Below are 24,534 nucleotides of genomic sequence, written 5' to 3'. Positions count from 1 at the left end.
CGACACCGTCAAGGGCGGCGACTACCTCGTCGACCAGGACGCTGCGGAGATCCTCGCCAAGGAGGCCATCGACGCGGTCATCGACCTCGAGAACATGGGGCTGCCGTTCAACCGCACGCCCGAGGGCAAGATCGACCAGCGCCGCTTCGGCGGGCACACCGCTGAGCACGGCAAGACGCCGGTGCGGCGCGCCTGCTACGCCGCCGACCGCACCGGGCACATGATCCTGCAGACGCTGTTCCAGAACTGCGTCAAGCTCGGCATCAACTTCTTCAACGAGTTCTACGTGCTCGACCTGATCACGGTCACGGGCGAGGACGGCAGCACCCAGGTCGCGGGCGTCGTCGCCTACGACCTCGCCACCGGCGAGCTGCACGTGTTCCAGTCCAAGGCCGTCATCTTCGCGACCGGCGGTTTCGGCAAGATCTTCAAGACGACTTCCAACGCGCACACCCTCACCGGTGACGGCGTCGGCATCGTCTGGCGCAAGAACCTGCCGCTGGAGGACATGGAGTTCTTCCAGTTCCATCCGACCGGCCTCGCCGGTCTCGGCATCCTGCTCACCGAGGGCGCCCGCGGCGAAGGCGCGATCCTGCGCAACGAGTCCGGTGAGCGCTTCATGGAGCGCTACGCCCCCACCATCAAGGACCTCGCCCCGCGCGACATCGTGGCACGCTCGATGGTGCAGGAGGTCCTCGATGGCCGCGGCGCCGGCCCGCACAAGGATTACGTCTACCTGGACTGCACGCACCTCGGCGCCGAAGTCCTCGAGACCAAGCTCCCCGACATCACCGAGTTCGCCCGTACCTACCTCGGCGTCGACCCCGTCACCGAGCCCGTGCCGGTGATGCCGACGGCGCACTACGCCATGGGCGGCATCCCCACCAACAACGACGCCGAAGTCCTCGCCGACAACGACACCGTCGTTCCCGGTCTGTACGCGGCCGGTGAGTGCGCGTGCGTGTCGGTGCACGGCTCGAACCGCCTGGGCACCAACTCACTGCTCGACATCAACGTCTTCGGCAAGCGCGCCGGCAACAACGCCGTGGCGTATGCGAAGACCGCTGAGTTCGTACCGCTGCCTGAGAATCCGGCCGCGTATGTCAAGGACATGATCGAGCACCTGCGCGACAGCAACGGCACGGAGCGCGTCGCCGTGCTGCGCAAGAAGCTCCAGGACGAGATGGACCGCGGAGCCCAGGTGTTCCGCACGCATGAGTCGCTCGAGCACGTGCTCGGCGTCATCGCCGAGCTGCGCGAGCGCTACCGGAACGTCTACATCGACGACAAGGGCCACCGGTTCAACACCGACCTGCTCGAGGCCGTCGAACTCGGATTCCTGCTCGACATCGCCGAGGTCGTCGTCTATGCGGCGCAGAACCGCGAAGAGAGCCGTGGCGGACACATGCGCGACGACTTCCCCAAGCGCGACGACGAGAACTGGATGAAGCACACCATGGCCTATCTGACCGGTGACCCGCACTCGTCGACCCCGGCAGATCACATCAGACTCGACTCGAAGCCGGTCGTCCAGACCCGCTACCAGCCGATGGAGAGGAAGTACTGAGAATGTCGAACGCCGTCGCAGACGCCCCCGCAGCCGCAGATCCGGCCGTCCAAGCCTTCCTGGTCACGTTCATCGTCCGCCGGTTCGACCCGGAGCAGGACGCCGAGCCCCGCTGGGTCGACTACGACGTGGAGCTCTTCTCGACCGATCGCGTGCTCGATGCCCTGCACAAGATCAAGTGGGAGGTCGACGGTTCGCTGTCTTTCCGCCGCTCGTGCGCACACGGCATCTGCGGCTCAGACGCGATGCGCATCAACGGTCGCAACCGCCTCGCCTGCAAGACGCTGATCAAGGACCTCGACATCTCGAAGCCCATCTACGTCGAGGCGATCAAGGGACTGCCCCTCGAGAAAGACCTCATCGTCGACATGGAGCCGTTCTTCGCCTCCTACCGCGAGGTGCAGCCATTCCTGGTCGCCGGCTCCGCCCCTGAGAAGGGCAAGGAGCGCGTGCAGACGATCGCCGACCGCGCGATCTTCGACGACACCACCAAGTGCATCCTGTGCGCCGCATGCACCTCGTCGTGCCCGGTGTTCTGGACCGACGGGCAGTACTTCGGCCCTGCCGCCATCGTCAATGCGCACCGCTTCATCTTCGACTCGCGCGATGACAACGCCGAGGTGCGCCTGGACATCCTCAACGACAAGGAGGGCGTCTGGCGCTGCCGCACGACCTTCAACTGCTCCGAGGCGTGTCCGCGCGGCATCGAGGTGACCAAGGCGATCGCCGAGGTCAAGCAGGCCGTCCTGCGTGGGCGTCCCTGACACCGGCTGTCTCCGAGAACACCCGAGCACGCGTATCCCCTCGGTAGGGTTGGGGCGTGTCCGATTCCGACCCCGCCGAGGCACGAGCAGCACTCGATGACCCCGGACGCTTCGATGCCGCGGTCGAACGCGCCAGCGCGCTGACCAAGCGCACCCTCGCGCTGTTCCCCGTGCGGGTCTGGCGGCATTTCCTGCAGAACAACGGCTTCCTCCTCGCCGCGGGCGTGAGTTATCAGGCGCTGTTCGCGATCTTCGCCGCGATCTATCTTGCCTTCGCGATCTCCGGTCTGTGGCTGGGCGGAAGCACAGAGGCCGTCGATGCGCTGATCGACGTCATCAACAGCTACGTTCCTGGGCTGATCAGCGACCAGAGCGAGCTGCTCACCCCGCAGCAGGCACATGAGATCGCAGCCGGCACGGCCGGGGTGCTCAGCATCACCGGTCTGATCGCCCTCGTCGCGGTCATCTGGACCGCGATCGGCTGGGTCACTTTCTCGCGTCGCGCGGTGCGCGACACGTTCGGGCTCCCTCCGGACCGTCGCAGCTTCGTCATGCTCAAGGCCCGCGACCTCCTGGCAGCACTCATCTTCGGAGTCGCGCTGGTCGCGGGGTCATCGCTGAGCTACGGCAGTGCCGCGGTGCTGACCTGGGCGCTCGCGCTGCTCGGGTGGGATGCCGGTTCGGATGCGGTGAATCTGCTGATCCGCCTGGGTACCATCGTCGTCTCGTTCGTACTGCTCTCCTCCGCGCTGGCCGCGATGGTGCGCTTCCTCACGGGCACATCGCTGCGGTGGCGCACGATCTGGCCGGGCGCGCTGCTCGGCGGCGGTGCCATGACGGTCCTGCAGTTCGGCGCGGGGTTCCTGCTCGCCTACTCGCCGACCAATCCCCTGCTCGCGACGTTCGCGATCTTCGTCGGGCTTCTGCTGTGGTTCCGCATCAACGGCGTCATCATGCTGAGCGCCGCGGCCTGGATCGCTGTGGCCGCACGGGATCGAGACGTTCCCATGCTCCGGCAGACCGAAGACGAGCGCATCATCGCCGAGTATCAGGCGCTGCTCGTAGCAGCGCGCATCCGCCTGCGCGATGCGCGCGCGACACTGGACGGCGCACCCTGGTATCGGGCGTGGAGCGCTCGGAGAGCCGCCCATGCCGCCGAGAACGACCTGAACGCCCTCCTCGCCGATCCCCCGGAGCGCCCGGCGCCGGACGCCCGGGCTGCGCACCGTCTCGTCGCAGAGCGGTCACGGGCGCGCCACGATGTCCGGGGCTCTCGTTAGGCTGGGTCCATGCCCCATCTGCGCGTCGCCTCGGTCAATGTCAACGGCATCAGGGCAGCTGCCCGCAACGGGATGAGCGGGTGGCTCGACACCGCTGGCGTCGACATCCTCACGCTGCAGGAGGTCCGTGGGCAGGACGAGCATCTCGAGGCCGCGCTGCCCGGCTGGTCGATCATCCATGACGAGGGTGCGGCGAAGGGGCGCGCGGGGGTCGCGATCGCCAGCCGCACCCCCGTACTGTCCTCACGCACGGCGTTCGGCGCCGAAGACTTCGATTCGAAGGGGCGCTGGATCGAGGGCGACTTCCTCCTCGGCGATCGTCCGCTCACGGTGGTGAGCGCATACGTGCACACCGGCGAGGCTGACACCCCGAAACAGGACGAGAAGTGGAAGTTCCTCGAGGCCCTCGGCACGCGTACGACCGAGCTCGGGAGCAACAACGCACTCGCGCTCGTCACCGGCGACCTCAACGTCGGTCATCGTGAGCTCGACATCAAGAACTGGCGCGGCAACCGTAAGAAGTCCGGATTCCTCCCCCGCGAGCGCGCGTACTTCGACCGCTTCCTCGGTGAGGCAGGCGCCGAGGTGACCGGTGTCGACGGTTCGGCGGGCACCGGACTCGGCTGGGTCGATGTCGGCCGCCGTTTCCACGGTGAGGTCGACGGTCCGTACACCTGGTGGTCGGTGCGCGGCCAGGCCTTCGACAACGACACCGGGTGGCGCATCGATTATCACCTCGCGACGCCGGCGCTGGCAGAGCGTGTCGCGGACTATCGGGTCGCGCGGGCCGCCAGCTACGCCGAGCGGTGGAGCGATCACGCGCCGGTCATCGTCGACTACTCGTACTGAGCCTGCACCGGGTCGGTGTTGCGGTGGTAGGCGTATCGGAACCACCCGCGGTACGCCATGACCGTCCCGACGATGGGATTGCGCACCTCGGCGACGATCGTCCGCCGTTCGCGGTGCGGGTCGTATCCGTCTTCGACCGCGACGTCGACGCCAAGAAATCGGGGCAGGCGTATGCGAGCTCTCGCGATGCGGATGCGGCAGGCACGCGAACGCAGGCTGAGGTTTCCCGCCGGCGTCGCCGTGCACTCCAGCAGGATCTCGATGCGACGGTGGCGCCCGAGAACATCGACCACCGTGCCGGGAGCCGCACCGGGAAGGAGCATATCGACGAATGTCTCGCTGTGGGAGCGGAAGTGGAAGGTGCGCGTGGCCGTCAGCGCCGGTGTCGCCCTATCGCCGCGACGCGGACGGTTGACGACCTGGAACGGCACGTTGCGCTCCATCCGCGTGACGAGAAGATCCGGTCCGACCACCGGTCGCAGCAGCAGCATGAGGCGCCGCAACGGACTGCCCGCGACCTCGAACACGCCGTGCCCTTCGCCGTGATCATGTCTTTGTGGAGGACCAGCGACGTACTCGAGCACTTCCGGCTGGAGCCGATCGGCATCCGCTCCCAAGGCCGCGAGGAACACGGAACCGTCTCGGGAACGGGGCGACGCGGACACGACTTCAGCGTATGGCACTCACGGTGACGCGCAGCATCCATGCCGGCTGATGTCGCGCGGCGGAGGAGCGCCCTCCCCCGCCGCGTAGGATTGATGACGTGACGAAACCTCGCCTTTACTCCGGAATGCAGCCCTCCGCCGACTCTCTCCAGATCGGCAACTACATCGGAGCGCTCCTGCAGTGGCGGGATCTGCAGGCCTCCTACGATGCGTTCTTCTCCGTCGTCGACCTGCACGCGCTCACCGTCGCGCAGGACCCGGAGTCGCTGCGCGAGAAGACGCGACGCACCGCCGCGCAGTACATCGCCGCGGGCATCGAGCCGTCGCAGTCGACGCTGTACGTGCAGTCGCACGTGCGTGCGCACGCCGAGCTGGCCTGGATCCTCTCGACCATCACGGGGTTCGGTGAGGCAGGGCGCATGACCCAGTTCAAGGACAAGACGGCCCGGTACGGCCAGGACGCCACCAGCGTCGGACTCTTCACGTACCCCGTGCTGATGGCCGCCGACATCCTGCTGTACCAGACCGACGTAGTGCCGGTCGGTGACGACCAGAAACAGCACGTCGAGCTCACCCGCGATCTCGCCGAGCGGTTCAACTCACGATTCGGCGAGGCGTTCGTCGTGCCGATGCCGGTGATCCAGAAGGAAACGGCCCGCATCTACGACCTGCAGAATCCGGCGGCGAAGATGTCGAAGTCTGCCGAGAGCGACGCCGGCGTTCTGTGGATGCTGGATGACCCGGCGAAATCGGCGAAGAAGATCATGCGCGCGGTGACCGACAACGAAGGCTCGGTGCGCTTCGACCGGGAGAACAAGCCCGGCGTCTCGAACCTGCTCACGATCTACGCGGCCCTCTCCGGCCGTCAGGTCGCCGCCATCGAAGACGAGTACGCCGGTCGCGGCTACGGCGACTTCAAGAAGGGCCTCGCCGAGGTCGTCGTCGCCGAGTTCGAACCGGTCCGCGCCCGCGCTCAGGAGCTGCTCGACGACCCCGCCGAGCTCGACCGCATACTGGCCGAGAATGCAGCGCGGGCGGATGCCGTCGCCGATGCGACGCTCGCCGACGTCTACGAGAAGGTCGGGCTGCTCCGCCGCGTCTGACCCGCACTCTAGGATGGGTGCGTGACAGATCCGCAGTTTCCGCCGCCATCCCCGTACGGACCGTCGTCCACCGGACCGACTCCGCCTGTGCCACAGGCACCCGGCCAAGCCGCTCCCCCGTATTCGACGACGCCCCCGGCGCAGTATCCCTCCCCTCCCGGCGCGTACCCCGCACCGGTCGGCGGCTATGCGGCCCCCGGAGGCGCGTACCAGGCGCCCCAGCCCGCGGAACCGCGGTCTGCCGGGCTCGGCGTCGTGGCGTTCGTGTTGTCCATCGTCGCGGTCGTCGTGGCCCCGATCATCGGCGGGATCGCCGGTTACCAGATCGGCTACGCCCTCCCCACGGTCATGGAGTACGTCGATACGACGACGTCAGACCTGTCGTTCCTCTCACCGGTGCGCGATCGGGTGCTGATGGGCGAGATCGGATTCTGGGCGGGAACGCTCGCCGGTATCGCAGCGATCGTGCTCGGCATCATCGCGATCGCGAAACGCCGCGGCCGCGTGTGGGGCATCGTCGCGCTCATCGTGGCCGTGCTCGCGCCGGTCGTCTTCTTCATCGTGCTGAGCATCACCCTGGGCGTCGGCGCAGGCACCGGCGCGGTGACGTACGGGGCGTGATCCTGCCGGTCGATCAGCGGGGCGCGTGATGCTTCTGCTGCGCCGCAAGCAAGCCGTCTGCGACGAGCAGCTCGACGGCATCGGAGGCATCCGACACGAGGATCGGCAGAGTCTCGCGCTCGGTCTTCCCGAACGGTGAGAGCACCCAGTCCGCCGGGTCCTGACGACCGGGCGGGCGTCCGATGCCGACGCGCACGCGCGGGAAGTCGGCGGTTCCGATCGCGCGGGCGATGTCACGCACACCGTTGTGGCCGCCGTGTCCGCCCCCGATCTTGAGCTTGAGCGCGTCGAACGGAATGTCCAGCTCGTCATGGATCACCACCGTGCGCTCGGGTGGGACGGAGTAGAAGCGCGCGAGGGCGGCGACCGGCGTGCCGGAGACGTTCATGAACGAGTTCGGTTTGGCCAGCACGAGCTTGTCTGCACCGGGGCGCAGCCACGTCTCGACGACGCGTGCACCGCCCTTGTGCTCGCGGAAGTTCTCACCGCGCCGACGGGCGAGCTCGTCCACGACCAGCTGCCCGACGTTGTGTCGGGTCGTCTCGTACCGAGGTCCGGGATTTCCCAGTCCTACGATCAGCCAGGTGTCAGCCATGCGCCCTCATCTCTCGACGTCGTCAGAATACGACAGCTCGGCATACGACGAAGGGGACGCGATCAGCTCGCGTCCCCTTCGTGAAGCCGGTGCGGTTACTCCGCGGCGTCTTCGCCGGAGGCGGGCTCAGCAGCGGTCTCGCCCGCGGCGGCCTCTGCGCCTTCCTCGGTCTCGGCGTCGGCCTCGGGCTGCTCGATCGGCACGTAGATCGCGACGACGAGAGTCTCCGGTTCGGCGAGAAGCGCTGCGCCCTTGGGCAGCTTCACATCGGCGGCCGTGATGTGCTGGCCCTCCTCGAGGCCCTCGACCGAAACCTCGACGTGCTCCGGGATGTTGGTCGCCTCGACCTCGACGGCGAGCGAGGTCGCGTCGAGGTTGGCGACGGTGCCGGGGAACGGCTCGCCGGTGACGAAGATCGGGACGTCGACGTGGATCTTCTCGCCCTTCTTCACGACGAGCAGGTCGATGTGCTCGATGATCTGACGCACGGGGTCGCGCTGAACATCCTTGACGAGGGCGAGGTGGTCGGTGCCCTCGACGTCGAGCTCGAGCAGCGCGTTGGCGCGGCGGATGATCAGCGAGACCTGGTGGCCGGGGAGGGCCACGTGCACGGGCTCGGTACCGTGACCGTAGATGACGGCGGGGATCTTGCCGGCGGCGCGCAGGCGGCGGGCGAAGCCCTTGCCGAACTGCTCGCGGACCTCGGCGTGGACCTTGGTGTCCTCAGACATTGATTCTCCTTCGGGGCACACGGCGAACAGTTCACCGCGTGGGGGTCTTGTGGTCGGCTTCCCGACGCAGACGTGCGAAAAAGCCACGAGGCTGGATTCGCCGCGTCGATCACGGATGCCGCGCACGCGAAGCATCCCTCGCCGAGGAACTCATCCATCGTACCCGATGACCCGATAGGCTGAAACACAGACCCTCCCTACGCAGAACACGCAGATCGGAGTCCGGCATGATTGACGGCGCTTTCCTCTCGCACGCCATCCTGTGGCTGATCGGTGCCATGACCCTGTGCGCCACCGTCCTGACCGTCGGTGCGCTCTTCTCCATGGGACGCACCGGCTACCGCAAGGACTGAACCGCCGTCACGGCAATTCGCTGCACCCGACGTCACAGATGCGGCGGCTCCTCACGTACAGCGATAATCTGAGGCCATCCCCAACTTCACGATCGAGGAGCAGTCTGTGCCGGAAGCATCAGCGAACATCGGAGTCGTCGGACTCGCGGTCATGGGTTCGAATCTCGCCCGCAATCTCGCCAGCCGCGAGGGCAACAACGTGGCGATCTTCAACCGCAGCTACGAGAAGACGCAGACTCTGCTCGACGAGCATCCGGAGGCCGAGTTCATCCCGGCATCCACCTACGAAGAGTTCGCAGCCAACCTGCAGAAGCCGCGCACGGCGATCATCATGGTCAAGGCCGGCGCTGGCACCGACGCCGTGATCGACGAACTCACGCGGGTCTTCGAGCCGGGCGACATCATCGTCGACGGCGGCAATGCGTACTTCCCCGACACGATCCGCCGTGAGAAGGCCGTCCGCGAGACCGGGATCAACTTCGTCGGCGCCGGGATCTCCGGCGGCGAGGAGGGGGCACTGCTGGGCCCGTCGATCATGCCGGGCGGCTCGGACGAGTCGTGGGTCACCCTCGGGCCGATCCTGAAGTCCATCGCCGCCGTCGCCGAGGGCGAGCCGTGCGTCACGCACGTCGGCCACGACGGCGCCGGTCACTTCGTGAAGATGGTGCACAACGGCATCGAGTACGCCGACATGCAACTCATCGCCGAGGCGTACGACCTCATCCGCCGCGGCACGGGCAAGACGCCGGCCGAGATCGCCGAGATCTTCGCCGAATGGAACAGGGGCGAGCTCGAGTCGTACCTGATCGAGATCACCGCCGAGGTGCTCCGCCAGGTGGATGCCGAAACAGGTAAGCCCCTGGTCGACGTGATCCTCGACCAGGCCGGCGCCAAGGGCACCGGAGCCTGGACCGTGCAGACCGCGCTATCGCTCGGCGTGCCCGTCTCCGGCATCGCCGAGGCCACCTTCGCCCGCTCGCTGTCCTCGCACCCCGAGCAGCGCGCGGTCGCCGTGAACCTTCCCGGTCCGGACGAGGCGTTCACCGTCGAGGACCCTGCAGCGTTCATCGAGGACGTGCGCCTGGCCCTCTATGCCTCGAAGATCGTCGCCTACTCGCAGGGCTTCGACGAGATCCGCGCCGGCGCCGCCGAGTACGGCTGGAACATCGACCTCGGCGCGATCTCGAAGATCTGGCGCGGCGGATGCATCATCCGCGCCCAATTCCTCAACCGCATCGCCGACGCGTACGCCGAGAACGCCGACCTGCCGGTACTGATGACCGCACCGTACTTCGCCGACGCCATCGCCGGCAGCCAGGCATCCTGGCGTCGCGTCGTCGTGGCCGCTGCGAACGCCGGTATCCCGGCTCCCGCGTTCTCGTCGTCACTGTCGTACTATGACGGCATCCGCGCAGATCGTCTGCCGGCGGCGCTCGTCCAGGGCCAGCGCGACTTTTTCGGTGCGCACACCTACAAGCGCGTCGACAAGGAAGGCACCTTCCACACGCTCTGGTCGGGCGACCGCACCGAGATCGAGGCGGTCGACACGCACTGAGCGCCGGACGCGGCATCCGGAGCGGAACTCACAGATCACGCATAGCGTTTTCCATAGAAATCACATAGGTGATTCCTCAGAATGGAGGCATGACTTCCGATCTGCCCGAACTGCACCGCCCCGATGGCTCCCCGCTTCGCATCCTCGCCGTAGACGATGAGCAGATGCTCACCGACCTGCTCGCGATGGCGCTGCGCATGGAGGGATGGGAGGTGCGAACGGCATCCTCCGGGCTCGAAGCCCTGCAGGTCGCGCGTGATTTCGAACCCGACGCCCTCGTGCTCGACATCATGATGCCCGACCTCGACGGCATGAGCGTGCTGCGGCGCCTGCGAGAGTCGGGCAACCTCGTGCCCGTGCTCTTCCTCACCGCGAAGGACGCCGTCGGCGACCGCATCGCCGGCCTCACGGCCGGCGGCGACGACTACGTCACCAAACCGTTCAGCCTGGAGGAGGTCATCGCCCGACTGCGGGCGATCATCCGCCGCACGGGGGCTGCGACGGCAGACGACGGCCAGTCGATCCTGCGCGTGGGTGATCTCACCCTCAACGAGGACAGCCACGAGGTCGAGCGCGACGGCACCGACATCGAGCTGACGGCGACCGAATTCGAGCTGCTGCGATACCTCATGCGCAACGAGCGCAGGGTGCTGTCGAAGGCGCAGATCCTCGACCGGGTGTGGAGCTATGACTTCGGCGGCAAGTCGTCGGTCGTCGAGCTGTACATCTCGTACCTGCGCAAGAAGATCGACGTGGGGCGCACGCCCCTGCTGCACACCGTCCGCGGCGTCGGATACATGATCAAGGCCCCGCAGTGATCCAAAAGGGGACGAAGCGGCCGCTGACCCTGCAGGCGCGGCTCATGACCGCCGTTATCGGGTTCGTGTCGCTCATCCTCATCATCGTCGCCGTGATCACCAGTGCGACGCTCGGAACGGCGCTCGAAGGTCAGCTCGCCGAGCAGGTGAGAACTCTCTCGATCCGCACGACGAATCTGGTCACGCAGGCCTCCATCCCCGCCGCGGTGCGGAACACCCCCCTGACCGCGCGCGACACGATGGAGAATGTCGCTCCGCCCGCCACCGGTATGATCTTGGCGATCGCCGCACCGGGCAGCGGCGCGAGCGGGGTCGTCGTGAACGGTTCCGGAGACCTGCGAGACCTGACCGATGAAGAGCTCGCCGAGATCGACGAGGCGCTGAGCGGTCGTCCGACCGGGACGATCACCCTCGATGGACGGGGCGGCACCTCGTATCAGCTCACCGTGAGCCAGACCTCGGTGACGGACTTCTCCGACAAGATCAACGTCGTCACGGGCCTTCCCCGCGACGCGATCCAGAGCACCCTGGCGCAGCTGCTCACCGTGATCACCCTCGCGACCCTCGGCGGACTGATCCTGCTCGCGCTGACGACGACGGTCATGATCCGCTACAGCCTGCGCCCGCTGCGGGCAGTAGCCGGCACGGCGACGCGCGTCGCGAACCAGCCGCTGGACCGCGGTGAGGTCGAGATCACCGAACGCGTACCGGCATCCGAAGCCGACCCTCGCACCGAGACCGGACTGGTGGGCGCATCGCTGAACACCCTGCTCGATCACGTCAACGACTCCCTCGCCGCGCGGCAGCGGAACGAGGAGCTCATGCGCAAGTTCGTGGCTGATGCCAGTCACGAACTGCGCACTCCCCTGGCCTCGATCCGGGGATACTCCGAGCTGTCGCTGCGTGCACTCAGCCAGGGGGCCGACGCGTCGGGCACGGAAACGGCGCTCGAGCGCATCCAGGCGCAATCGCTGCGGATGTCGCGGCTGGTCGAGGATCTGCTGCTGCTCGCCCGCCTGGACGAGGGCAGAGAACTGGTGCACGGCACCGTCGACCTCACCCAGCTCGCGCTGGAGGGTGTCTCGGATGCACGGCCCACCGCCCCGGATCACATCTGGCACATCGATGTTCCTGACGAGCCCGTCGCGATGCTCGGCGATGCCGGGCGACTGCACCAGGTCGTCGCGAATCTGCTCGCCAACGCCCGCACGCACACTCCCGCCGGTACCGAGATCACCCTCAGCGTGGCCCGCGAGGGCGACGAGGCCGTGATCCGCGTGCACGACGACGGGCCGGGCATCGACCCCGCCGTGCGCGAGGAGCTGTTCGCACGCTTCGCCCGCGGCGACACCTCCCGTGCCCGCCAGACCGGCGGGACGGGCCTGGGTCTCGCAATCGCCAAGGCCATCGTCGAGGGTCACCACGGCACGATCGCCGTGGAATCCGAGCCCGGCGACACGACGTTCACCGTGCGTTTTCCGGTGACCCCGGTGCCGACGGCGTAACCGCCCCGGCCAGCTGTGCCACTCAGTACCCGGCGAAGGCGTCGGTGGTGACCGAGCGGGCCTTCTGCAGCGCCGGGGCGAGGTCGGCGATCAGCCGCGGCGGCCCGGAGATGTACGTGTGCCGGGCGCCGATGTCGGGAACGACGTGCTCGAGGCCCGCGGCATCCAGCCTCACACCCTGCGCCCACGTCCAGTGCGCAGGCAGTCCGGCCGGAGCATCACGGCTGAACACGACCGTCGGCACTCCGGTGGCCTCGAGTTCATCGCGGAAGGCGAGCTCTGACGCCTCGGATGCCACGTACACGAGCACGACGTCACGCGGAACAGCACCGCGCTGCGCTCCAACGGCCTGCAGTTGGCGCAGCTGCGATACGAACGGCGTGACGCCGATACCCGCCGCGACCATGAGCACCGGCGCTTCGCCCTTCGGCAGCAGGAAATCGCCCCACGTCCCGGTGACGGCGAGCACCGCGCCCGGCTCCGCCGCCGCGAGCGCCCGCTTGTACGACGATGGATGCTTCTGATCACCGTTCTTGTACGCGATCCGCAGCGTCGGCAGATCAGCCGGCGCCGAGACGATGCTGAACTCGCGGCGCGTCCCCCGGGCGTCGGGGTGGTGATGGGGCACGTCCAGCTCGAGGTACTGGCCAGGACGGAACCGCAGCTTCCCGCGGGCTCTGAACGTCAGCTCCTGCGCGGTCGGGGTGATGAACTCGCGCTTCTCGAGTGTCAGCCGCACCGACCCCCGCAGTGCGAAGGTGAGGGCGAGCAGGTTTCCGATCAGCAGCGCCCGCTCCTGGCCGAGTGTGAACAGATCGCCGATGAAGATCGGCCAGCCCGCCAGCACACCGACGACTCCGGCGACCCAGAACTGCTGCCAGCGCCGCGGCGGGCTCGTCAGGGGCTCGGAGACCATGAAGACCCCGAGGAACAGGAACGGCGACTGCAGCACCGCGAATGACAACGCCGTGGGCAGGTCGAACTCGATGGCGAATTGCTGCGCCTGCACAGCCTGGCGCACCACGGCCGTCCCGACGGCAATGAGCAGGAACACGAGCACGACCCGCACCTTCTCGATGCGCCACAGCACGGCGAGCCCCAGGATCGCGACCGGAACCGCCATCGCCGGCGTTCCCACCCACCAGGATGCCGAGGTCCCCAGCCATTCGAATGCGCCGAACGACCCCGCGATCGACACAACGGCGGCACCGAAGGCGGCGGGGTTGAAGATATGCCGTCCGCGCCATGCGATGAGGTACTTCGAGAGGCTCGCGATGGCGCCGGTCGCTGCCAGGCCGATCAGCGCCGGGCCATCCGCGCCCGGATGCATGACGAACAGCAGGATCAGCGCGGTGACCAGCGACGATTCCATACGCCAGGGCAGGTGCAGCAGGCGCTGCGACGCGGCATCCACCGCCGAGATCACGACGGCGAGTACGACGAAAGACACGACGAGCTCGAGGGGCGAAGGACCGACCAGGCCGAACAGCGAGAGGATCAGGGCGATGCCGGCGAGGATCGCGAGCCCCGACAGCGCCAGGCGATACATCGACACGGCGCCGAGGACGGCGAGCACGCGCTGTCGCAGAGAGGTGAAAGAAGTCACGACATCAACTCTTCCTCATGAAAAGCTCCACGGGCGCGTTCGGCGACCGTTCCGCGACGCCCGCCGTACTCATCCGCACCCACTCCACGCCCCATTCCTCCGCCAGCGCCGGCCCACCGTCGAAGAACAGCGCAGTGGCGACGGCATCCGCCGGCATCGCATCGGAAGCGAACGCCCAGGTCGCAGCCCACGTCCGAACCGGCATCCCGGTGCGCGCATCGAGCACATGGTGGAGACCGTCACCCCACGCGCGCCGATTCGTCGCCGATGCGCACAGGGCCTGATCTCGCACGGTGGCGACGCCGATCGCCTTGGTCTGGTCGAACGGGTGCTCCAGGCCGATGCGCGCTTCTCCGCGCACGGTCATATCACCACCGGCATCCACGACGAGCGCGCCGGGCAGATCGGCGAGCGCCGCGCTGACGAGATCGACGAGCCGCCCCTTGCCGAGGGCGCCGACGTCGATCAGCGCGGGAGATGCCACTGCCAGCCGCTCCGCGTCCGCGGTGAGGATGCTCGTCCAGTCGGGCGGCGCGGGGGTGGCCTCACCGTCGGTGAGCGAATACGACGCGTCGTAGCCGAGGGCGACGAGGCTCTCCCCCACCAGCGGGTTCACGGCACCTCCGGTCGCGGCGAACAGCGCTCGATACGCGTCGAGCATGGCGACGGCATCCGCGGGGACCGGGACGGAGCCGCCCGATTGCGCGAGACGGGTCACCAGCGAATCGTGACCGAACCGCGACCAGGTGGCGTCAAAGTCCGCGATCACCGCATCGACTCGGGCGCGCCGATCAGGGTCGAGCGGTTCGTCGGTCTCGATCTCCCAGCGCGTGCCGATCGCGTCGAACCGCCAGGTCGGCATGTCAGCCCGCGGCCTGGGCCTTGATGTCCTCGACGGCGCCGTTGAAGCCGCCGCTGGTGAGGGACGAGCCGGCGACACGACTGACATTCAGCTCGTCGATCGAGACCCCCACGACCTCATCGGCGATGCCGTCGATGAACTGGCCCTGGAACTGCTCGGTCTCGCGCGCCTGCGGATCCCCGGTGACCTCGACGTCGCTGACGACGCCGCCTTCCAGCGTCAGGGTGACCGAGATCTGCTCGACGGTCTCTGGCGTCTGGTACGACCCTTCGGCCGTGTACGTGCCGTCGACGTAGTCGCCCGAACCAGCGGTGGATGGGTCTTCGGCATCGGCGGCTCCCGAGCAGCCGGCGAGCACGAGCGCCCCGGCGATACCAGCGACGGCGGCCCCCTGGCGGACGGATGGCGACACGGACCGACTCATCATGCGTTCGAGCCTAGGAGGCACCGCTATGTGCGGGCTGTGCCGTTACGCGTCGCCGCCGAACATGCTCGTGACGGAACCGTCTTCGAACACCTCGTGGATGGCGCGCGCCAGCAGCGGAGCAATCGGGAGGACGGTCAGGTTCTCCCACCGGCGCGACTCGGTGAGCGGGATAGTGTCGGTGACGACGACCTCGTCGATCGAGGCATCCTGCAGGCGCTCGCTGGCCGGGTCGCTGAAGATCGCGTGCGTGGCGGCGACGATCACGCGGCGCGCGCCGTTGGCCTTCAGCGCCTGCGCGGCCTTGACGATCGTCCCGCCGGTGTCGATCATGTCGTCCACGAGCAGGCACGTGCGCCCCTCGACCGCGCCGACGATCTCATGCACGGAGACCTGGTTGGCGACCTGGGGGTCGCGGCGCTTATGGATGATCGCGAGTGGGGCGCTCAGGCTGTCCGACCAGGTGTCGGCGACGCGCACGCGGCCCATGTCGGGCGAGACGATCGTGAGCGTCTCACGGTCTTCGTCCGTGAGATTCTCACGGAAGTGCTCGAGCAGTACGGGCTTGGCGAACAGGTGGTCGACGGGGCCATCGAAGAAGCCCTGGATCTGCGCGGCGTGCAGGTCGACGCTCATGACGCGGTCGGCGCCGGCGGTCTTCAGGAGGTCGGCGACCAGGCGGGCGCTGATCGGCTCGCGGCCGCGGCCCTTCTTGTCCTGACGCGAGTACGGGTAGTACGGGGCGACGACCGTGATGCGCTTGGCGGATGCACGCTTGGCCGCGTCGATCATGATGAGCGTCTCCATGAGCCACTCGTTGACCGGCTCGCCGAAAGTCTGGATCAGAAACAGATCGCAACCACGGATCGACACCTCGAAACGGGAGTAGATCTCACCGGAGGCGAAGGTGCGGTGCTCGACGGGAACGACCTGTGTGCCGAGGACCTCGCCGACCGCATCGACCAGCTCGGGGTGCGAGCGGCCGCCCGCGACGACGAGGCGCTTCTTCGTCTTGGCGATGAGGCCCGGGGCCACGCCGTTGTCCCGGTCGAGTGCAACGGTCTTCTTCTTCTGGCCCATAACCTGCCTTTACTCTGCAGTTTCGCGGTTCGCGGCTTCGCCGGCTCGAACCGCCGCCGCAGCGGCGCCCGTGCCGGCCCGATTCTTCTCGACCCACCCCTCGACATTGCGCTGAGGGGCGACACTCAGGGCCAGAGCACCCGGGGGCACGTCCTTGCGGACGACTGCTCCTGCTCCGGTCTTTGCACCGTCACCAATCCTAACCGGAGCGACGAAGACGTTGTGCGAGCCGGTGTGCACCTCGTCGCCGATCTCGGTGCGGTGCTTGGCGATGTCGTCATAGTTCGCGGTGATCGCTCCGGCGCCCAGGTTCACGCGGTCGCCGATCGTCGTATCGCCGATGTACGACAGGTGCGGCACCTTGCTGCCTGCGCCGATCTGCGAGTTCTTCGTCTCGACGAAGGTGCCGATCTTGCCCTTCGCTCCCAGCACGGTGCCCGGGCGCACGTAGGCGAACGGCCCGACGTTCGCGCCGGCGCCGATGACGGCCAGCGTGGCGTCGGAACGGCGGATGACGGCATCCTGCCCGACCTCGCAGTCGACCAGCGACGTGTCGGGGCCGATCATCGCACCCGATTCGACGACGGTCGCACCGGCGATGTACGTGTTCGGCATGAGCGTGACGTCGGGGGCGAGCTTCGCATCGTCGTCGATCCAGGTGGTCGCCGGATCGACGATCGTGACGCCCTCGAGCTGCCAGCGGCGCACGATCCGGGCGTTGAGCAGGCGGCCGACCTCGGCCAACTGCGCGCGGTCGTTGACGCCGAAGGTCACCGTCACGTCGGAGACGACGGATGCTGCGACCCGCTGCCCCGCACCCCGCAGCAGACCGGGGATGTCGGTGAGGTACTTCTCGCCCTGGGCGTTGTCGACGCCGACCGCGGGGAGGTGCTCGCGCAGCGCCGATGCGCGGAAGACGTACATCCCCGCGTTGATCTCGGCGATGGCTGCCTCTTCGGTCGTGGCATCCTTCTGCTCGACGATGCGATCGACGCCGCCGGCGCCGTCGCGGATGACGCGCCCGTAGCCGCTCGGATCATCCACCACCGCGGTCATCAGCGTCGCCGCGGCGCCGGCGGCACGGTGCTCGTCGACGAAGGCCGAGAGTGTCACAGCATCCGCCAGCGGGCAGTCGCCCGAGAGCACCAGCACGTCGCCGTCGAAATCCGGGATGGCGTCGAGGGCGACCTCCACGGCCCGCCCGGTGCCGGGAATCTCATCCTGATCCACGATCACAGCGTCGGGGAACTGCTCGACGATCGCACCGGCGACCTGGTCGCGTTCGTGGCGGACGACGACCTCGATGTGCTCGGCGCCGAGATGGGATGCCGTGGTCAGCACGTGACCGACGAGCGAACGCCCGGCGATCGGATGCAGCACCTTGGGCAGCTTGGACTTCATGCGGGTGCCCTGCCCTGCGGCCAGGACGATGATCGCGAGTCTGTTCTCCGTCATGCTCCGCCGCCAGGACTCGAACCTGGACCTAACAGCTCCAAAGGCTGTCGTGCTGCCATTACACTACGGCGGACCGCGGCCCTGACGCGGGCTGCCCGACAAGTCTGCCATGGCGGAGGCATCGCGTTTGCTGGGTGTCGGGACTTTCGAACAAATATCTCGTTTCCTATTGCGCGTGTCGTAGTTCTGTTCGATAATGAAGTATGCCGATGGTAGCGGAGTATCGAACGGAGCGAGAGCTCGAAGACGAGCGTCGCGCTGCTCTGCTTGACCAGTGGGCCGACCTCGGCGCGCAGATCGCAGCGCTGGAGGCTCGTCGTGTAGAAGTACTCGCTGAACGAGCGGCGCTTCTGGAGTACGAGACCGGGCCCCAGATCATCCACAGTTCGATGGCTGAGCGATCGATGGTCGCTGAGTTCGCGGCAGCCGGCCGCGTCTCCCCGGGGACGATGAGCATCCAATTCGCGAATGCCGCAGCACTCGTCAATGGATTTCCTGAAACGATGCGAGCCCTTCGAGCGGGGCGGATCAGCCGGCGTCACGCCGAGGTGATTCTTGAGGCCGCACCTCGCGACGGCGATGATGCTGATGACGGATCGACGTTGCGCGCCGCGTACGAGCACGACGTGCTGCCGTATGCGTGCCAGACGACCGCTCCTCGCACGCGGGCACACGCTCGAGCCGTGGCGGCGAAGCTGCAACCGGTCGCGCAGGAACAGGCACACCGCGATGCTCGAGAAGAACGCGAGGTGGGTGTTCGTCCGACCGCCGACGGCATGGCGCAGATCATCGGGGTCGTGCCCGAGATTCTCGCGCACGCCATTTGGGACCGCCTCACCGCGATGGCCGCGGCGATGGATGACGACCGCACGATGGACCAGCGCCGGGCCGATCTGTGCTGCGATCTGCTGCTGACAGCCAGTGCATCGACCGCCGTCGGCACCGACATGGATGCCTTCCGCCCCACGGTTCAGGTGACGATCGCCGCGAGCACTCTCGCGGGCCACGACGACATGATGGCCGAGCTCGACGGGATCGGCTCCGTCCACCCCGATTTCGCTCGCGACCTCGCCGGTCGGGCGCCGAGCTTCTCCCGGTTGTTCCTCGATCCGAGCGGGATGGTCACGAACGTCGACACCTATGTGCCGTCGAGCCGGATGAAACGATATCTCCGGGCCCGAGACCAGCATTGCCGCTTTCCCGGATGCCGCGCGAAGACGCAGCGGTGCGAGCTCGACCACAACCGTGACCGTGCATTCGGCGGAGTCACCTCGCTCTGCAACCTGGCGTGCTTCTGTACGAGTCATCATCCGCTGAAGCATCCCGATGTGGATGAACGGCATCGTTGGACGGTGCGGCAGTCCCCGGAGGGGACGCTTGTCTGGCGCAGTCCGCTCGGGCGCGAGTACATCGACAGCCCCGAGCCCCGGGTGATGTTCGTCTGACCTCGATCGATCCGTGAACCTGTCCGATCGATCCGTGAGCATGTCGGACGGTCGATCTGTGAGCATGTCGGACGGTCGACCGTGCACGCCGGATAATGGTGGGATGAGCGAGGCAGACGAAGTCGACCGGATCGTCGGCGCATGGAACACCCAGCGTCCCGACCTGGACTTCTCACCCCTTGAGGTGCTGTCGCGCATGGACCGGCTCTCCAAGCACCTCGATCGCGCACGGCGCGAGGTCTTCCGCCGCAGTGACATCGAGCCGTGGGAATGGGATGTACTCTCCGCGCTTCGCCGCGCAGGCGCTCCGTTCCAGCTCTCCCCCAAGAGCTTGCTCCAGCAGACTCTTGTGTCCAGCGGCACCATGACCAACCGCATCGACCGCCTCGTCGGGCGCCGGTTCGTGCGCCGTGTGGCCGATCCGGGCGACCGGCGCAGCGTGCTGGTCACGCTCACCGATGACGGCCGCATTCGCGTGGATGCTGCCATCACTCGCCTTGTCGACGTCGAGGCCGACCTGCTGAAGGCCCTCTCCCGCGCCGACCGCGACCGGATGGCAGCTCTGCTGCGCAAGCTCAGCCTGAGCTTCGATTCCTGATGGCGACGTCATGATGGCGATGCGCGCGCCCCTGCCCATGCGCGACGGCGTCGGGGCCACCCGTCTGCATGTGCCGCGCTCGGGGCCGTGGCCGACCGTGAGCGCATACATGGTCGAGCGGTTCTTCCACCTCGATCCCGAGCAGCTGCGTGAACGCTTCGACCGCGGCGAGATCGTCGCGTACGACGGCTCGGCACTGACCCGCGACACCCCGCTCGATGCGGAGGAGTTCGTCTGGTACTACCGTGAGCCGCCGGTCGAGCTGGAGATCCCGTTCGACGTCGAGATCCTGCACCAGGACGACGACCTCCTCGTCGTCGACAAACCGCACTTCCTGCCGACCACGCCCGCGGGCAAGTACGTGCAGAACTCGGCCCTCGTGCGGTTGCGCCGGGAGCTCGACAACCCCGACCTCGCCCCGGTGCATCGCCTGGATCGCGCAACGGCCGGACTGCTGATGTTCTCGACGCGTCCCGAGACTCGTGGTGCCTACCAGATGCTGTTCCAGGACCGCGCGATCGAGAAGGTGTACGAGGCGGTGTCGGCCCGGCCCGCCGACTGGGAGGACCCGTTCCCGGTCACGGTGCGCCTGCACATCGAGAAGCTCCGCAGCCAGGTGTGCGTCGAGGTCGACCCGGCGCGCGAGGCGAACTCGGAGACGCTCATCGAGCTGATCGATGCCGATGACGAAGTCATCCACACCCTGCTCCGCCCGCACACCGGCAAGATGCATCAGTTGCGCGTGCATCTCGCGTCGATCGGCGCTGGGATCCTGCATGACAACCTGTACCCGATCCTCACCGATGAGAAACCCGACGACCACGAGCGTCCGCTGCAGCTGCTCGCGCGCGAGCTGCGCTTCACCGACCCGCTGTCGGGCCGGGAGCGGGAGTTCCTCACCCACCGCACTCTGCAGTACGCTCCCCGGTGAGGCCAATACCCCCTCGGGAAGCGCGACGCAAGGGGACGACGTGACCATTCGAGAGCATTCCGCCGGCCGGCTCGGGAAGCGCGGCTGGCTACTCATCGCCCTCATCGTCGTGCTGATCGTGGCTCTTGTCGGCGTGGCCGTCGCCATGTGGCCGCGCCCGGATGACGCCGCGGCATCCACACGGTCCACCGCCCCCGCCCAGATCACGAAACCGACGCCCACTCCCTCGCCCACTCCGACCCCCACCGGTTTTCCGGCGAACGCCGGGGAGTACGACGCCTCGGCGCTCCCCCCGGCCGATGTGTTCGCCGTGCTGCCTGAACTGCCCGTCGACGACGACCTCGACGCTCCGTTCTCCGGCTACACCGCGCGTGCTGCCACCGACGTCATCCCGGTTTGGGCCGACCCGCTCGCCGAGCCGGTGGCCGCACTGCCGCGGGACTACCGCTACGGCGGCACGACCGTCGCGGTCGTCGAGAAGCAGGAGAACTGGGTGCGGGTGCTGCTCACGGGGCGCCAGAACCTCCCCTCGGCGGGAGATTCCGCACAGCTCACCGGGTGGCTGCGCGTGTCCGACATCGAGCTGGCGGCCACGGACACGACCGTCGAGGTGAGCCTCTCGGCCCACACCATCGACATCGTCCGCGACGGCGCCTCCGAACGGATCGCGACGGACTTCGGGTGGGGCACCGATCAGACGCCGACTCCGATCGGCCGGTCTTTCATCCACCTCTCCGAGGTCACCTCGTTCGACTACACCCGCGGCCTGCCCGTGGTCTATCTGTCGGTGCAGTCGCCGACGCTCGACGGCTTCGGCGGCCAGGGCGTCGCGATCACGGCATTCCACTACCACGACGAACGCAGCGGGAACATCTCGAACGGATGTCTGCGCCTCGACGAGTCCGCGATCACAAAGCTCGCCGAGCTGCCAGAAGGCACCGGGGTGATCATCCGGCCGTGATCAGACGAGTTCCGCCGGTCAGCGGCGCATGACCTTGCGCGCCAGCCACGTGCCCAGCACTTGCACGAGGTGCACGAACACCACGATCAAGACGATCGCCGCCCACATCACGACCGGTTCGAACTGACGGAAGCCGTAGATCTGCGCGAACGCGCCGAGGCCCCCGCCGCCGATGAGCCCCGCCATCGCGGTCATGTCGATGATGGCAACGACGATAAACGTGTAGCCGAGGATCAGCGGGCCCAGCGCTTCGGGAATGACGACGGTGAGGAGGATCCGCCAGGGCCCCGCGCCCATCGATCGTGCGGCCTCGATCACGCCAGGAGGGACCGAGACGAGATGCTGCTCGACGATGCGTCCGATCGCGAAAGATGCGGCGATGCCGATCGCGAAGGCGCCGGCGGTGATGCCGATGCCGGTGCCGATGACCAGACGAGTGAAAGGCTGCAGCACCGCCAGGAAGATGACGAATGGAATGGGGCGGAAGAAGTTGATGACGAGGTTGACGATCGCGTACACCGGACGGTTGGGAAGCACACCTCCACCGCGCGTGGCATAGCTGGCGACGCCGATCACGAGGCCGAGGACGCCGCCGAGCACCAGCGCGAACGACGTCATGTAGAGGGTCTCGACGGCGGCCGTCCAGAAGTCGCCTTGCAGTTCGAGGAGGCGATCCATCAGAGCACCCCGCCTTCGGCGATCTCGGTGACTGCGACGTGCGCGCGGATCCGTGTCAGCACGGTGTCGATCGCAGCATCCGTGCCACGGATGGCGAGAGTGAGATGACCGAATGCGCGGCCGCGGATGTCGTTGATGCCGCCGTAAATCAACTCGAAATCGAGCCCGGCCCCAGCAAGATCGACGAAGACCTGCGCCTGAGACGAATCCCCGTCTCGGAATGAGAAGGTGACGATACGGCCACGGTGCCGTTCCTGCAACAGGGCACGTTCAGACGGCGACGGGATGCCTTTGATCACGGTGCCGACGAAGCGCTGCGAGGCGGGATGCTGTGGGTTCGAGAACACCTCGAAGACGTCGCCCTGCTCGATGATCTTGCCGGAGTCCATCACGGCGACCTTCGTGGCGATCGTCTGGATGACGTCCATCTCATGCGTGATGATGACGATTGTGACGCCCTGCTCCTCGTTGACTCGTCTGAGAAGTGCGAGCACCTCGTGAGTCGTCTGCGGATCGAGCGCGCTGGTCGCCTCATCGGCGAGCAGGATCGCGGGACGGGTGGCCAGCGCCCGAGCGATGCCCACCCGTTGTTTCTGCCCGCCGGAGAGCTGCTCGGGGTACGAGCGTGCCTTGTCGCTCAGGCCGACGAAAGCCAGAAGTTCGGTCACGCGTGCGTCGATGTCGTGCTTCGCCCACCCCGCGAGTTTCAATGGATAGGCGATGTTCGCCCTGACGGACTTCGCTGCGAAAAGGTTGAACTGCTGGAAGATCATTCCGATGCCGCCGCGCACTCGGCGCAGGTTGCGCTCGGAGAGAGCTGTGATGTCGGTGCCGTTGACGGTGATCCTGCCACCGGTTGCCGGTTCGAGCGCGTTGATGAGACGCACGAGCGTGGACTTCCCAGCACCCGAGTAGCCGATAATCCCGAAGACATCACCCTTCTCGACATGCAGCGAGACATCGTCGACGGCGACGACGGGGGCATCGGCCGCCCGCGTGGGCGGATATGCCTTCGAGACATTCTCGAGGGTCACGATGGGCATGGGTCTCTCCAGTGCGGAAGGAACGGGACAATCGAGCGACGCAGAGCGCGCCGCCCGATTGTCACATGGGTAATCTCAGCCGTTGGCCGCAACGTCCTCCTGGACGGTCGAGAGCGACTCGACGAGGTCGGACACCGGCGTCTGCAGCGGCACCGCCGTGTCACCGGACGATGCGAGGAGCCCGGCCTGGACCTCCTCATTCGTCTGGAATATCTCCACGAGCTTGGCGTATGTCTCATTGTCAGCATCATCAGCCCGTGCCGCGAAGACGTTCACATACGGCAACGCGTTCGGATCACTCGGGTCATCCTGCGCGATCGCATCCTCGAAGGTGAGGCCCGCGGCCTCGACGAAGTCGTTGTTCAAGATAGATGCCGCGACGTCAGGGAGCGAGGTCGGCAGGATCGCCGCCTCGAGAGCGGTGACCTTGACCTTAGACGCCGACTCATCGACGTCTGCGACGTCAGAGAAGATGGTACCGCCGCTGGAGAGCTCGATGAGACCCGCCGACTGCAGCACGAGCAGCGCACGCGCCTGGTTGGACGCATCGTCTGGAACCGCGACGGTCTCCCCCTCGGGAATGTCGTCGACGTCGTCGTACTTGGTCGAGTACAGACCGAGCGGATAGATCGCTGTGGATCCGATCGGGGTGAGATTCTCGCCGGACGCCTCGTTGTACTGGGCGAGGTAGACGATGTGCTGGAACTGGTTCAGGTCGAGTTCACCCTCGGTCAGTGCGGGGTTCGGCTGCTCGTAGGACCCGAAGTCCACGAGCTCGACCGTGATGCCCTCTTCTGCCGCAGCATCGATGAAGGCGGGCCATTGCTCGTCGGACTCGCCGACAACCCCGATCCTGACCGTCTCGTTCGCTTCGCCCTCGCCTTCGTCGCCGCCTGACGCGGAGGCGCAGCCGGCCAGGCCGATGACGAGCGGAACGGCCGCGAACGCGGCCACGACAGAGTTGAGACGACGGGACATGGCAGAACCTTCCTGGTGGGATGATTCCACGCTATGCGCGCGCCAGAATCGACGCGTAATTGCTCCG

General features: G+C 67.2%; 25 protein-coding genes and 1 tRNA gene. 14 read left to right on the top strand and 12 right to left on the bottom strand.

What is annotated here, in order from left to right; genetic code table 11:
* From sdhA to ACTICP_RS06695, 4 genes are all read left to right on the top strand, one after another.
* Positions 1 to 1,567, top strand: a 1,567-nt coding sequence (gene sdhA, locus ACTICP_RS06710; RefSeq protein ID WP_441890753.1) for a succinate dehydrogenase flavoprotein subunit, incomplete at its 5' end; no start/stop codon positions are given.
* 2 nt (positions 1,568 to 1,569) lie between these two features.
* Entirely contained in the window at positions 1,570 to 2,331 is a 762-nt protein-coding gene (locus ACTICP_RS06705) for a succinate dehydrogenase iron-sulfur subunit (RefSeq protein WP_441890751.1), read from the top strand.
* Between the two features lie 56 nt (positions 2,332 to 2,387).
* Positions 2,388 to 3,611, top strand: a complete 1,224-nt coding sequence (locus tag ACTICP_RS06700) for a YihY/virulence factor BrkB family protein (protein WP_441890749.1) — start codon at positions 2,388 to 2,390, stop codon at positions 3,609 to 3,611.
* A gap of 9 nt (positions 3,612 to 3,620) precedes the next feature.
* Positions 3,621 to 4,460 (top strand): exodeoxyribonuclease III, encoded by an 840-nt coding sequence (locus ACTICP_RS06695; protein ID WP_441890748.1) that lies wholly within the window; start codon positions 3,621 to 3,623, stop codon positions 4,458 to 4,460.
* Here the strand turns inward: ACTICP_RS06695 and ACTICP_RS06690 are convergent.
* On the bottom strand, positions 4,448 to 5,125 hold the full coding sequence (locus ACTICP_RS06690; RefSeq protein WP_441890746.1) for a DUF4166 domain-containing protein: 678 nt from the start codon (positions 5,123 to 5,125) through the stop codon (positions 4,448 to 4,450). The genes ACTICP_RS06695 and ACTICP_RS06690 overlap by 13 nt on opposite strands.
* Positions 5,126 to 5,223: 98 nt before the next feature.
* Between ACTICP_RS06690 and trpS the strand changes: the two genes are divergently transcribed.
* Both trpS and ACTICP_RS06680 read left to right on the top strand, forming a co-directional pair.
* The gene (gene trpS / locus ACTICP_RS06685) at positions 5,224 to 6,228 is read left to right on the top strand and encodes a tryptophan--tRNA ligase (RefSeq protein WP_441890744.1); all 1,005 of its coding nucleotides are present in this window, start codon (positions 5,224 to 5,226) and stop codon (positions 6,226 to 6,228) included.
* 87 nt (positions 6,229 to 6,315) lie between these two features.
* Complete coding sequence (locus tag ACTICP_RS06680) at positions 6,316 to 6,849, top strand: hypothetical protein (protein WP_441838855.1); 534 nt, start codon at positions 6,316 to 6,318, stop codon at positions 6,847 to 6,849.
* Positions 6,850 to 6,862: 13 nt separating this feature from the next.
* Here the strand turns inward: ACTICP_RS06680 and pth are convergent, their stop codons facing one another.
* Both pth and ACTICP_RS06670 read right to left on the bottom strand, forming a co-directional pair.
* Positions 6,863 to 7,444: an aminoacyl-tRNA hydrolase gene (gene pth / locus ACTICP_RS06675; protein WP_441890742.1), complete on the bottom strand. Its 582-nt coding sequence runs from the start codon at positions 7,442 to 7,444 to the stop codon at positions 6,863 to 6,865.
* A gap of 95 nt (positions 7,445 to 7,539) precedes the next feature.
* A complete protein-coding gene (locus ACTICP_RS06670) occupies positions 7,540 to 8,175 on the bottom strand; it encodes a 50S ribosomal protein L25/general stress protein Ctc (RefSeq protein ID WP_441890740.1) in 636 nt (211 codons plus the stop codon).
* Between the two features lie 227 nt (positions 8,176 to 8,402).
* On the opposite strand from ACTICP_RS06670, the gene ACTICP_RS06665 reads away from it, so the two are divergent.
* From ACTICP_RS06665 to ACTICP_RS06650, 4 genes are all read left to right on the top strand, one after another.
* On the top strand, positions 8,403 to 8,528 hold the full coding sequence (locus ACTICP_RS06665) for a hypothetical protein (RefSeq protein WP_441890738.1): 126 nt from the start codon (positions 8,403 to 8,405) through the stop codon (positions 8,526 to 8,528).
* A 106-nt stretch (positions 8,529 to 8,634) separates the two neighbouring features.
* The gene (gene gndA / locus ACTICP_RS06660; protein WP_441890736.1) at positions 8,635 to 10,083 is read left to right on the top strand and encodes an NADP-dependent phosphogluconate dehydrogenase; all 1,449 of its coding nucleotides are present in this window, start codon (positions 8,635 to 8,637) and stop codon (positions 10,081 to 10,083) included.
* A gap of 89 nt (positions 10,084 to 10,172) precedes the next feature.
* Positions 10,173 to 10,901, top strand: coding sequence for a response regulator transcription factor (locus ACTICP_RS06655; RefSeq protein WP_441838849.1), 729 nt, complete (start codon positions 10,173 to 10,175; stop codon positions 10,899 to 10,901).
* A gap of 44 nt (positions 10,902 to 10,945) precedes the next feature.
* Entirely contained in the window at positions 10,946 to 12,406 is a 1,461-nt protein-coding gene (locus ACTICP_RS06650; RefSeq protein ID WP_441890734.1) for a sensor histidine kinase, read from the top strand.
* A gap of 22 nt (positions 12,407 to 12,428) precedes the next feature.
* Here ACTICP_RS06650 and ACTICP_RS06645 read toward each other — a convergent pair whose 3' ends face one another.
* The 6 genes from ACTICP_RS06645 to ACTICP_RS06620 all read right to left on the bottom strand — a co-directional run bounded on the left by ACTICP_RS06645 (position 12,429) and on the right by ACTICP_RS06620 (position 17,906).
* Positions 12,429 to 13,955, bottom strand: coding sequence for an FAD-dependent oxidoreductase (locus ACTICP_RS06645; protein ID WP_441890757.1), 1,527 nt, complete (start codon positions 13,953 to 13,955; stop codon positions 12,429 to 12,431).
* A gap of 61 nt (positions 13,956 to 14,016) precedes the next feature.
* Positions 14,017 to 14,874: an FAD:protein FMN transferase gene (locus ACTICP_RS06640; protein ID WP_441890732.1), complete on the bottom strand. Its 858-nt coding sequence runs from the start codon at positions 14,872 to 14,874 to the stop codon at positions 14,017 to 14,019.
* Between the two features lies 1 nt (position 14,875).
* Positions 14,876 to 15,301, bottom strand: coding sequence for an FMN-binding protein (locus ACTICP_RS06635; RefSeq protein WP_441890730.1), 426 nt, complete (start codon positions 15,299 to 15,301; stop codon positions 14,876 to 14,878).
* 42 nt (positions 15,302 to 15,343) lie between these two features.
* Positions 15,344 to 16,378 (bottom strand): ribose-phosphate diphosphokinase, encoded by a 1,035-nt coding sequence (locus tag ACTICP_RS06630; protein WP_441890728.1) that lies wholly within the window; start codon positions 16,376 to 16,378, stop codon positions 15,344 to 15,346.
* A gap of 9 nt (positions 16,379 to 16,387) precedes the next feature.
* Positions 16,388 to 17,833 carry a bifunctional UDP-N-acetylglucosamine diphosphorylase/glucosamine-1-phosphate N-acetyltransferase GlmU gene (gene glmU, locus ACTICP_RS06625; protein WP_441890726.1) on the bottom strand — a complete coding sequence of 482 codons (1,446 nt, stop codon included), beginning with the start codon at positions 17,831 to 17,833 and terminating at the stop codon, positions 16,388 to 16,390.
* A gap of 1 nt (position 17,834) precedes the next feature.
* Positions 17,835 to 17,906: transfer RNA gene (locus ACTICP_RS06620), tRNA-Gln, on the bottom strand.
* Positions 17,907 to 18,042: 136 nt separating this feature from the next.
* Between ACTICP_RS06620 and ACTICP_RS06615 the strand changes: the two genes are divergently transcribed.
* From ACTICP_RS06615 to ACTICP_RS06600, 4 genes are all read left to right on the top strand, one after another.
* Entirely contained in the window at positions 18,043 to 19,278 is a 1,236-nt protein-coding gene (locus ACTICP_RS06615; protein WP_441890724.1) for a DUF222 domain-containing protein, read from the top strand.
* 103 nt (positions 19,279 to 19,381) lie between these two features.
* Entirely contained in the window at positions 19,382 to 19,876 is a 495-nt protein-coding gene (locus ACTICP_RS06610; RefSeq protein WP_441890722.1) for a MarR family winged helix-turn-helix transcriptional regulator, read from the top strand.
* A 19-nt stretch (positions 19,877 to 19,895) separates the two neighbouring features.
* On the top strand, positions 19,896 to 20,807 hold the full coding sequence (locus ACTICP_RS06605) for a pseudouridine synthase (RefSeq protein ID WP_441890720.1): 912 nt from the start codon (positions 19,896 to 19,898) through the stop codon (positions 20,805 to 20,807).
* A gap of 40 nt (positions 20,808 to 20,847) precedes the next feature.
* Positions 20,848 to 21,768, top strand: a complete 921-nt coding sequence (locus ACTICP_RS06600; protein ID WP_441890718.1) for a L,D-transpeptidase — start codon at positions 20,848 to 20,850, stop codon at positions 21,766 to 21,768.
* An 18-nt stretch (positions 21,769 to 21,786) separates the two neighbouring features.
* On the opposite strand, the gene ACTICP_RS06595 is transcribed toward ACTICP_RS06600, so the two are convergent.
* The 3 genes from ACTICP_RS06595 to ACTICP_RS06585 all read right to left on the bottom strand — a co-directional run bounded on the left by ACTICP_RS06595 (position 21,787) and on the right by ACTICP_RS06585 (position 24,467).
* Entirely contained in the window at positions 21,787 to 22,446 is a 660-nt protein-coding gene (locus tag ACTICP_RS06595; protein ID WP_441890716.1) for a methionine ABC transporter permease, read from the bottom strand.
* Positions 22,446 to 23,489 (bottom strand): methionine ABC transporter ATP-binding protein, encoded by a 1,044-nt coding sequence (locus ACTICP_RS06590; RefSeq protein ID WP_441890714.1) that lies wholly within the window; start codon positions 23,487 to 23,489, stop codon positions 22,446 to 22,448. Before ACTICP_RS06590 ends, ACTICP_RS06595 begins: the two co-directional genes overlap by 1 nt.
* A 75-nt stretch (positions 23,490 to 23,564) precedes the next feature.
* On the bottom strand, positions 23,565 to 24,467 hold the full coding sequence (locus ACTICP_RS06585; RefSeq protein WP_441890712.1) for a MetQ/NlpA family ABC transporter substrate-binding protein: 903 nt from the start codon (positions 24,465 to 24,467) through the stop codon (positions 23,565 to 23,567).
* Positions 24,468 to 24,534 lie beyond the last annotated feature (67 nt).

The sequence above is a fragment of the Microbacterium sp. genome (genome assembly GCF_052102115.1).
Lineage (GTDB): Bacteria > Actinomycetota > Actinomycetes > Actinomycetales > Microbacteriaceae > Microbacterium.
Note: the sequence above shows the minus strand (reverse complement) of the source record. Positions and strands in the feature narration are given on the sequence as shown.